Below are 9,537 nucleotides of genomic sequence, written 5' to 3'. Positions count from 1 at the left end.
CCGCAAAGGTCGCCATCGTCGCCTGCATGCGCAAGCTCGTGACCATCCTCAACGCAATCCTCAGGGACAAAAAGCCATGGGCAAACGCTTGACCCTCACGACGGTCGCTCAGGATGAGGTTGGTGTTTTGGAGGCGCGAAGCGACGCTACGACCGCAACAACGCCCCATAGCCTTCGATCGGTGTACTGATCCCGCTCATGCGCAGGCAGTGCCACAGGCTCGCCTGGTTGGCGCTGATCACCGGGCGGCCGAGGTCCTTTTCCAGCGTGTCGATGATGCCGACGCAGCGAAAACCCGTGCCGCCGATCAGCACGCCGTCGGCGGCGGCGGGGCAGGCTTTCAGGATCTGGGCGTAGAGCGGCTCGATCTCCTGCTCGAAGCCCATGCCCTGCGGATAGAGATCCTGCGGCGGCACGTCCCGCCATTTGCGGCCGGGATCGAGGCGCAGGTGCCCGACCGGCGCGTGGCCGTGATCGGCGTAGTAGCGCAGCGCCGCGGCCATTGTGTCGTCGGGAAACCACGGCGGCACCACCAGGAACGGCCGCCGCACGCCCGCGTGACGCAGCGCCGCCAGCGTGTCGAGCCCGTTGGTCGTGACCTTCGCCGCGCGATGGGCCTGCGTGTCCTCGCCCGCGAGGCCCGCGCCCACGATCGCCGACAGCGCATCGACGGTCGCCTCGTCCCAGCCTTTGCCGCCCACGACGCTGCTCGACGTGTGGGCGAAGACGACGGCCTGCAGCCGCATGGCCGAGAACTGCCTGGCCCCGCGCGCCAGATCGTCGGCGAGATCGACGCCGCTGCGATCCGCGCGCCACTTGGCCCACGGCGTCGACGCCGTCACCCGCGCGGCATGCACCGACACGCCCGGCGGCGCCATCGCCCACCATTCCGCCTCGGGCACCGCCTCGTTGCCGACGATGAACAGCCCGATGCGGGCGCGCCAGCCCCAGTTGTCGTGGTGAGTCACGCTGATGCCTTTCGTGATGACGGTCCGAGTAAGGGTCCCTCGCTACGCTCGGGATGACAATGGGTGTTTGTATTGGCGCATTGCGTCAGACCCAACAACGTTGTCATCCTGAGCGCAGCGAAGGACCTTTCCTCATGTGCGAGCTCTTCTGTCTCTCCGCCCGCAAGCCGATGCGCGCCAGCTTCTCGTTGCGCAAGTTCGCGGGCCATGGCGGGGCCGATACCGGCAATGTCGACGGCTGGGGCGTGGCGTTCCATGAAGGCCACGAGGTGCGGCTCTACAAGGAGCCCGAGCCCGCGAGCCACAGCCCGTGGCTCGACTTCATCGAGCGCCGCACCCTGCCGACGCGCCAGCTCGTCTCGCACATCCGGCGCGCGACGCAGGGCGGCAACAGCCTCGCCAACACCCAGCCCTTCGTGCGCGAGCTGGGCGGCCGCACGCATCTCTTCGCGCACAATGGCGACCTGAAGGACGTGGTGACGCGCGCCGCCGAACCGGCGCATCGCTTCCATCCCGTCGGCCAGACCGATTCCGAAAGCGCCTTCTGCCTGCTGCTGGAGCGCCTCGCGCCGCTGTGGCACCGCCGCGTCCCGCCGCTCGGGCTGCGGCTCGAAACGCTCGCCGCCTTCGCCGCCGAAATGCGCCCGCTCGGCACCTTCAACTTCCTTTACAGCGACGGCGAGTTCGTGTTCGGCCACGGCCATCGCCGCCGCGGGTCCGACGGCTCGATGGGGCCGGGCCTGTGGTTCCGGCATCGGCATCGCGCCGAAGGCGCGCATCGGACAGGCGCCGAGCATGGCACGCCCGAATCCGAAGCCGGCGTTGCACTCCATCCCACCGACGACGCGCAGGACCTGTCGCTGCTCGCCAGCGTCCCCGTCACCGCGGGCCACTGGCGCCCGCTCGCCGAAGGCGAGATCGTCGTGCTGGCCGCCGGCGAACTGGCGGCGACGACGGCAGGATAAACAAGCACCCCGTCTCGCGACTGCAGCGTTCATCCCCACCCTCATCCTGAGGAGGCCCGAAGGGCCGTCTCGAAGGATGGGGAACAGGCAAGGTGCGCGTGCCGACCCTTCGAGACGCGCTCCTGAGGAGCGCTCCTCAGGGTGAGGCGCGTTGGGGAAGGAGCGTTGCGTCCCGCCTCGACCGCAAAATCCCAGCCAAGAACTCAGAACCCGTAAAGCGCCTTCGGATTGTCGACGAGGATCTTCTTCCGCACCGCCGCGTCCGGCACGCAGCGGAAGAAGTGGCGCAGCAGGTCCTCCTCCTGCGGGATCGCCTCGGCCGCGTGGCCGACATGCGGCCAGTCGCTGCCCCAGACCAGCCGGTCGGGATTGGCGGCGACCAGCGCCTGCATGAACGGCGCCGTGTCGTCGTAGGCCGCGCCCGGCCCGGCGCCCTGGCGCGTGTTGCGGTCGGCGCCCGAGAGCTTGCACCAGTAGCGCCCGGTCTTGAGCTTCTCGCAGAAATCGCGGAAGCCGGGCGTGTCCACGCCCTTGTCGGCCATGGTGCGTCCCATATGGTCGATCACGAAATCGAACGGCATCTTCTCCAGCGTCGGCGCCAGTTCCTTGAGATCGCCGGTCTCGACCCAGAGCTGGACGTGCCAGCCGCGCGCGTGCAGGCGCGGCGCCAGCGCCACCAGGTCGTCGAGGTTCATGCCGCCCGAGGAGACCGGCTTGCCGTCCTGGCGCAGCAGGTTGATGCGCACGCCCTTGAAGCCCGCCTCGCTCAGCTCGTCGAGCCGGCGCTCGCTCACCTCGGGCTTCAGGATCGCCACGCCGCGCAGCCGGTCGCGATGGCGGCGCAGCGCGTCGAGCGTCACCTCGTTGTCGCCGCCGGCCGCCAGCGCATGGACGATCACGCCGCGCGCGATGCCCATCCGGTCCCACAGCGCCAGCAGCGCCTCGACCGGCGTCGCCTGCAGCGGCGAGAACTTGCCGCCGTGCACGGCGGGGAAGCGATCGTAGGGACCGTAGACATGGACGTGGCAGTCGGCGCTGCCGGCGGGGAGGGGGAAGGCGTCGAAGGGGGCGGACTGGGTCATGGCCGCGAGCCTAGCCGAACCACCAAAGGAACACAGGCCGGCAACCGGCGTTGTCGTCTAGCGTTTTCGCCCCTCGATCCGTCCTCAAGCGCCCGGAGACAGCCCCTCCCATGAAGCCCGCCGCTCGCCTCTTCGGCCTCGCCGCCACCGTTGCCGCTTCCCTGGCCGCCACCGGCTGCGCCCAGTTCGACCAGGCCTTCGCGCCGCCGCCGCCCAGCGCGCTGTCGCAGCCGATCCCCGCCTCGGAGGTCGAATGGTCGCGCAAGGCCGGCAGCAACACGGTGAGCGGCATCGCGACCCTGAAGGCGGGCGACACGACCCATACCTGCGCCGGCCAGGCCGCCAACCTCATCCCCGCCAGCGCCTATGCCCGCGCCCGCATGACGGCGATCTTCGGCAACGACACGCGCGGCACCCGCGCCGCCAGCCTGGCTCCGGTGAAGTTCGACCGCGACGACCCGCTCTACGTCTCGACCCTGCGCCGCACCACCTGCGACGCCTCCGGCAGCTTCTCCTTCCCGCGCGTCCCCGACGGCGTCTGGTACGTCACGACCGCCGTGAAGTGGGACGGTCCGGGCGACCGCGCCGAGGGCGGCTCGATGATGAAGCGGGTGGACGTGCGGGGCGGGAAGCTGGTGAAGGTGACGTTGCCTTGACTTAGCGAGATCCAGCCGTCGTTTGGATAATCGGTTGACCGGAAAGCTCTATAGCGCGCCGCTAGAGGGCTGGCGCGCTAATTCTCCCTGTTGACCGGCGGCCCGATAGATCGCTCACGATCTTGTCTTTCCAGAGAACTGATCTCGGCAGCGCCTAGTCACTTGATGTATCGGTGACGCCTCGCCCAGCATTAGATATGCTAAATCTAGTGACGATACGCCGTTTGTTGCGCGCTTACTTCTGCGTGTCCGAACAATAAGCGCTGACTAGCAGCCGAACTGCGATTTGAATTTGAGCCACTGGAAAATGAAGCAAAGATCTAATTCGAGGGAAGCAAAAAAAGGCGCTTCGAAGTCTACCTCCAAAATCGCCGAGGTGCGCTTCTATCGCTCCAATGAAAAACCTTATGGTGTCTTAAGTAACCTCTATCGACGTCCGATCGTGTTCGAAGGACAGGAGTATCCGACAGCAGAGCATGCATATCAGGCAGGCAAGGCTCGCCGTCCAATCGTTCGAGACTGGTTGATGAGCGCTCCATCCCCTGCACTGCTAGCGATGGCCGCGCATGGCTTGTACTCTTGGGATATCGCACCTCAATGGTCGAAGGTGAAATTCGATCGTATGAGGAAAGTTCTCGAAGCAAAGTTCACCCAGCATACAGACCTTGCTGACGTATTGTTATCAACTGGGAATGCTCGCCTCGTTGAAGTGGGTACCGTCGATAACTTAGTAAATCGCACGTGGGGAGAAGTGAATGGTAAAGGGAAGAACATGCTGGGGATTCTTCTGATGGAATTGCGCGACAAACTTGAGGTTGGCAACCTCAGCAACATCAAGAATTCAAAATCGCAACCTAAGCCGCGTGTTCGGAACACCGGAAAACAGCATTGAGACAGATGAATTCTGCATCAGGAATTTTTCATGCTGAACTGGGCAAGCTTCCCGCGACCTACGCGGAGGTCTTGTCGTTCGACGTTTCGGCGATCAAAGCAGCGATAGCCGCAGCCGGAACGGAGGGGATTATCGCTGTGGGGTCTGGCGGCTCATTCACAGTCGCTTCTGTGCTTTGCAGCCTCCATGAAGCCTATACAGGTCGCCTCTCGAGGCCCTCTACGCCTTTGGAGATCTCCTGCAATCCTACATTGGCTTCCACGAGCCCAGTATTCTTTGTTTCTGCGGAGGGAAAAAATCCCGATATCTTAGAAGCGATCAAACGCGCGCGAGATCATAGCGCCCGAGCGATCCACCTAATCACCAACCAAAAGAAGAGTCCTCTTATCGATCTGGCTCAGGCTTCATCTGGCCTGCATACGCATGTCTTTGAGCTCAAGGAGAAAGATGGATATCTAGCCACAAATAGCTTGCTGGCGACGGCGACACTGGTTGCACGAGCATACGGCGAACTCGATGGCAGAACTCAGCTCCCAAGCTCGCTCGGTGAGTTGCTAGTCAGTGGTCAGCCGATAGATCAATGGCTGCTCCAAGCAAGGGAGTTTGTACAAGCTTCCGCGCAGAGCAAGAACATCATAGTTGCGTATTCTCCCCTTCTGAAGCCAATCGCAATCGATCTTGAATCGAAACTATCAGAAGCAGCATTGCTTCACTGTCAGCTCACTGACGTGCGATCATTTGCCCATGGTCGACATCTATGGGCATCGGAGAAGCCCGACCAGTGTTCGATTCTCGCTATCGTTGAACCCACTGTGGCGACACTCTGGGAGAAGATGCGAGAATTACTCCCATCTAAATTGCAAACGCTTGAGTTGAGTTTGCCTGGTGCTGCTACCAGTGACCTTGTCGTGGGGCTGGCCGCAGAAATGTATCTAGTCGATCAGATTGCTGCAGCGCTCGGTGTCGATCCAGGGAAGCCAACTGTTCCTGCTTTTGGCAGAGATCTGTATTATTTAAGCCTAGCAAATCTTATTCCGCCGCCGCCTGAGCAGCCGAACCGCGGCGCTGCATCGAAGTATGATGTGTTGGGCGCGCGTTGGCCTGCGATCAGAACACACAGCCGAATGCAGCGAGCTATGGAAACATTCCGTGAGAGCATGTCGGGCCAGAGATTCAGAGCCGTAGTATTTGATTACGACGGGGTGTTGTGCGAGTCGCAGGCCCCTGTGGGATCGCTTTCCAAAGGAATCGTCGACGGTATTCGCAAGCTTCTTGGGCAGAAGATAATAGTCGGTATCGCCTCCGGACGAGGAAACTCTATTCAAGAAGAGCTGCAGCAGTGTTTTTCGCCGGAGGAGCGCTCTAAAATTCAGCTTGGATTGTATAACGGTGGGCGGATTACTACCGCAGATATGAGTGAGTCAGCTTCCGAAAATCAAAGTGAATTTCTGAATCACATAGGCCGAATTGTTGGCCGACTTAGGCAGTATGGTTTGCCAATTGACAATATCCGCGCCACTCACCCCTACCAGATCAGCATCCGCTTTCGGGATGGTGTCAATGCAAGTGAGATGTGGTTCGTAATTGCTGATGCTCTACGTCAAGCAGGCCTTGACCCACTAAACGTCCAACACAGTAAGCACTCTGTGGATATTCTAGAGGTCGGAGTTAGCAAATCACGTCTTGTCGCTCACATTGTGCAGAACTTCAAGCTTGATGCCTATCAAGTGTTGACCATCGGAGACCAAGGCGCTTGGCCCGGAAATGACGCAGCGCTGCTGGAACATCGTTACTCTCTGAGCGTCGATGTACCATCGCGGCGACTCGACCGAGGGTGGAATTTGGCGCCCTTAAGTAAGCGCGACGTGGGCGCGACGCTCTGGTATTTGGATAGAATTACTGCACGTTCTGATGGTACGTTTAGTATAGAGTTCAATAAATAGGACCGTCATTCAGCCGATGAACGATTTTAACGCCCAGCAACTGTTAGCGAAGATAATGGGGTGGTCCCAGGATGAATCGGTGCTTAAGTACGTACCGATTTTGCAATTGCTGGCGGATTTTAAGTACGATCGGTATCAGCGATTTGCGCCGGGACAGCATTTTATAGAGAGCCTCGCTTTATGGCTCCGGCAATTTGACATGGAAGATCGAAAGGCTGCGCTCGACTTTGTTGTTGAAAAGCTGGTGTACTTCTCTGATCAAGAATTATCTCATTTAGTGCAAATTTCGTACCCCGATATCATAGCCGATGAGCGTATGCGTATTGTGGCTGAGGAGTTGAGCGTTTCTAGGCATCTTGTTGGAGCAATCACAAATCATCGCAGGTTTGCAGAGCTGCAACTGAAGTCGTTGTATTTAGGATTGAGCGATGGTGCACGCACTAACGAGTTGCGACGCGCGAGTAACAATGAAATTAGCAACGAGCAAATCTGGCATGCTTATGAGTTGGCCGATGATAAAGCCGAAGATATGGTGGTCGAGCTAGAGAAGTCACTAAATTCTCGAGGTTATAATAGCTCGCGACCACGCTTCAATCTTGTTTGGCTCATCGATGATTTTTCGGGAAGTGGCAACACCTACATACGTTATGACGCGGAGAAAAAAGACTTTAAAGGAAAGCTTAAGAAAATATACGACAGGCTAAATCGAGGGGATTTGGTCGATTCCACAAATTATGAAGTGTTTCTTCTCTTGTATGTCGCTACTAGGCAGGCGATCGATCATATCGAATATTGGGCCGACAGGTTCACCTCTGAGCGAGGGTACAAGCCTTTACATGTGCGTGTCCTCTGTCCTATCGAGCGAAGTGACAAACTAGCGCCAGAGAATTACCCATCGCTTCAGCCAATCCTTACAAAGGATCAGTATTGTGATCAAAGGGTTGCTGACAAACATTTCCGCATTGGTGGAACGGACGATGCGCGCCTGGGCTTTGCAGGATGTGCGCTCCCGGTAATCCTTTTTCATAACACTCCTAACAATTCCCTCTACATACTCTGGGGCCCGGAGTGGACTGAGTTTCGCGGACTATTTCCGCGCGTGAGCCGCCACAGAGAATTCTGATGGCCTACCTGACCAATCCTTTTCTGGATCGTCGATTTGAGCAGATGGGCTCAGACCACGATTTTGTGCGTCTGTTTTCGCCGCGTGTTCTCGACCGACTTCCTGACGAAGCTTTTCTTGCTGGCGTTCATATTTTTCGCAGTCCGCCGGGGGGAGGTAAGACGACGCTTTTGCGCGCTTTTACGCCAGCATGTCTCAGAGCATTTTGGGCGGCCCGGCAATCGGACGGGATGATCGACACTTTCCAAAGACTAAGTGCTCGCAATGTGCTTGATGATAGTGGCCCTTCGATGCTTGGAGTGCTTCTGTCTTGTGCATCGGGCTATGCGGATCTTCCGCCGAGTTTGTCTGCAGTTGACGATAATCTTTTCCGAGCGCTCTTTAATTGTCGTGTCGTATCCCGAACTCTGCGCAGTCTCGTAGCCTTCCTTGAAGAAAGAAGTATCGATGTCTTGCAGAACGTCCGGATTGTCTACGGCGATTCAGTAGAAGAATTTTATGATATTCCCAAGGTTGATTCGGCGCTTGAGTTAATGCGCTGGGCGGAGGGCTGCGAGCGAAATGTATATAAAACGCTCGACGCGTTGGTGCACGATGGTAATTCGAAAGGTCCCGGACATTTGCGGTTTGAAAGCATTCGGTGGCTTCAACGCGCACTGTTTTATATAGGGCCTAAACAGATTGAGTTTGGTCGACTGCTGCTGGTCGACGACGTAAATAAGCTTCGCAAGAGGCAGCGCGCTTTTTTGCTTAAGGAGTTAACGGACCTGCGACCGTCAATTCCAGTTTGGTTGGCTGAAAGGACGGTTGTCCTAGGGGATGAATTGCTGGCGCCCGGTGTGCGTGAAGGGCGCGAAGCTCACGAGTATTCGCTTGAGGATCTTTGGAACTCCGGCCAGAGCCAATTCACTTCATTCGCTCAAAACATCCTTGATAGGCGAATGAATCGCCAAGACGTAATTCCATTGGGAACATTCGAGCAAAATCTACGAGGCGAGATTTATCCCTCTGAAGTTAAAGAAGCTATCGCTATTGGGGCGCAGAAGATTCTGACTTCGTTGCGACGGCATAGATCTAATGCAAAGTATTCAGGTTGGCTGCAGCGTGTCGATGAGTTGTCAAACGTGGCCACGCTGGATGCACTTCAAGACCTTTATGTTGCTCGCGTTTTGATCGAGAGAGACGAAAGAAAGCGCCAGCTGTCGCTGGAGCTGACACCGCTTTCAGATGATGAATTAGTTGAGAGAGATAGCTCCCAGCTTCAAGCAGCTGCGGAAATCATGATGCGAGAGGAGCTGGGCATTCCATATTACTATGGAGTCGAGCGTCTTTGTATATTGGCTAATAATAACCCTAATGAACTTCTTCAACTCGCAGCGGCGCTGTTTGAAAAGATAAAGGCTAAGCGCATTCTTCGTAAAGAGTTTGCCCTCGCTCCCATCGAGCAGGATAAGACGTTACATGAGAGCGCAAGACGGCGGCTTGAGTTTGTTCCGCGCAGCCACACCGAGGGAACGCGAGCATTTGCTTTGCTCAACTCTATAGGAGCGTTCTGCAGAGAGAAGACATTCCTACCAAATGCACCCTACGCACCAGGTGTAACAGGGGTTCGTCTATCGAATGGCGAACTTACAAAGTTACGGCAATTGGAAGGCAAGGAGATCGGCGCATTAGGTGTCCTGCGTAGAGTGATTTCGGAATGTGTTGCGGAAAACCTGCTTTCTCCTAGGCCCAGTGCTGCGAGCACATCAAGACAAGGGGGGACGGTGTTCTACCTGAGTCGAGGTTTGTGTGCTGCCTTTGGGTTGCCATTGCAAATGGGTGGATGGCAGGACGTGTCGGTTAAGGATCTTGCTGGTTGGATGGAAGAAGGGCGCGTTGCTGCCCGAGGGCTCGGGAGCATGTGAA

8 protein-coding genes are annotated in these 9,537 nt (G+C 58.0%); 6 read left to right on the top strand and 2 right to left on the bottom strand.

The window, feature by feature from the left end; all coding sequences use genetic code 11:
* Positions 1 to 146: 146 nt before the first annotated feature.
* Positions 147 to 968, bottom strand: a complete 822-nt coding sequence (locus LJ725_RS29280) for a maleate cis-trans isomerase family protein (RefSeq protein ID WP_230553983.1) — start codon at positions 966 to 968, stop codon at positions 147 to 149.
* A 134-nt stretch (positions 969 to 1,102) separates the two neighbouring features.
* Between LJ725_RS29280 and LJ725_RS26590 the strand changes: the two genes are divergently transcribed.
* Positions 1,103 to 1,933, top strand: coding sequence for a class II glutamine amidotransferase (locus LJ725_RS26590; protein ID WP_230553982.1), 831 nt, complete (start codon positions 1,103 to 1,105; stop codon positions 1,931 to 1,933).
* Between the two features lie 203 nt (positions 1,934 to 2,136).
* On the opposite strand, the gene LJ725_RS26585 is transcribed toward LJ725_RS26590, so the two are convergent.
* A complete protein-coding gene (locus tag LJ725_RS26585; RefSeq protein ID WP_230553981.1) occupies positions 2,137 to 3,015 on the bottom strand; it encodes an amidohydrolase family protein in 879 nt (292 codons plus the stop codon).
* Between the two features lie 110 nt (positions 3,016 to 3,125).
* On the opposite strand from LJ725_RS26585, the gene LJ725_RS26580 reads away from it, so the two are divergent.
* The 5 genes from LJ725_RS26580 to LJ725_RS26560 all read left to right on the top strand — a co-directional run bounded on the left by LJ725_RS26580 (position 3,126) and on the right by LJ725_RS26560 (position 9,536).
* Complete coding sequence (locus LJ725_RS26580; protein WP_230553980.1) at positions 3,126 to 3,671, top strand: hypothetical protein; 546 nt, start codon at positions 3,126 to 3,128, stop codon at positions 3,669 to 3,671.
* A gap of 307 nt (positions 3,672 to 3,978) precedes the next feature.
* On the top strand, positions 3,979 to 4,563 hold the full coding sequence (locus LJ725_RS26575; protein ID WP_230553979.1) for an NADAR family protein: 585 nt from the start codon (positions 3,979 to 3,981) through the stop codon (positions 4,561 to 4,563).
* Positions 4,564 to 4,568: 5 nt separating this feature from the next.
* Positions 4,569 to 6,506: an HAD family hydrolase gene (locus LJ725_RS26570; protein WP_230553978.1), complete on the top strand. Its 1,938-nt coding sequence runs from the start codon at positions 4,569 to 4,571 to the stop codon at positions 6,504 to 6,506.
* 16 nt (positions 6,507 to 6,522) lie between these two features.
* Positions 6,523 to 7,629, top strand: a complete 1,107-nt coding sequence (locus LJ725_RS26565; RefSeq protein WP_230553977.1) for a phosphoribosyltransferase-like protein — start codon at positions 6,523 to 6,525, stop codon at positions 7,627 to 7,629.
* Positions 7,629 to 9,536 carry an ORC-CDC6 family AAA ATPase gene (locus tag LJ725_RS26560; protein WP_230553976.1) on the top strand — a complete coding sequence of 636 codons (1,908 nt, stop codon included), beginning with the start codon at positions 7,629 to 7,631 and terminating at the stop codon, positions 9,534 to 9,536. Before LJ725_RS26565 ends, LJ725_RS26560 begins: the two co-directional genes overlap by 1 nt.
* Position 9,537: the final 1 nt, after the last annotated feature.

The sequence above is a fragment of the Reyranella aquatilis genome, from assembly GCF_020880995.1.
In the GTDB taxonomy this organism is placed as follows: Bacteria; Pseudomonadota; Alphaproteobacteria; order Reyranellales; family Reyranellaceae; genus Reyranella; species Reyranella aquatilis.
The sequence above is the reverse complement of the archived record's forward strand: the minus strand, read 5'-3'. Positions and strand labels throughout refer to the sequence as shown.

Coding starts and splice junctions, on each gene's coding strand:
- LJ725_RS26590 (WP_230553982.1), top strand. CDS start 1,103: ATGTGCGAGCTCTTCTGTCTCTCCGCCCGCAAGCCGATGCGCGCCAGC.
- LJ725_RS26585 (WP_230553981.1), bottom strand. CDS start 3,015: ATGACCCAGTCCGCCCCCTTCGACGCCTTCCCCCTCCCCGCCGGCAGC.
- LJ725_RS26580 (WP_230553980.1), top strand. CDS start 3,126: ATGAAGCCCGCCGCTCGCCTCTTCGGCCTCGCCGCCACCGTTGCCGCT.
- LJ725_RS26575 (WP_230553979.1), top strand. CDS start 3,979: ATGAAGCAAAGATCTAATTCGAGGGAAGCAAAAAAAGGCGCTTCGAAG.
- LJ725_RS26570 (WP_230553978.1), top strand. CDS start 4,569: ATGAATTCTGCATCAGGAATTTTTCATGCTGAACTGGGCAAGCTTCCC.
- LJ725_RS26565 (WP_230553977.1), top strand. CDS start 6,523: ATGAACGATTTTAACGCCCAGCAACTGTTAGCGAAGATAATGGGGTGG.
- LJ725_RS26560 (WP_230553976.1), top strand. CDS start 7,629: ATGGCCTACCTGACCAATCCTTTTCTGGATCGTCGATTTGAGCAGATG.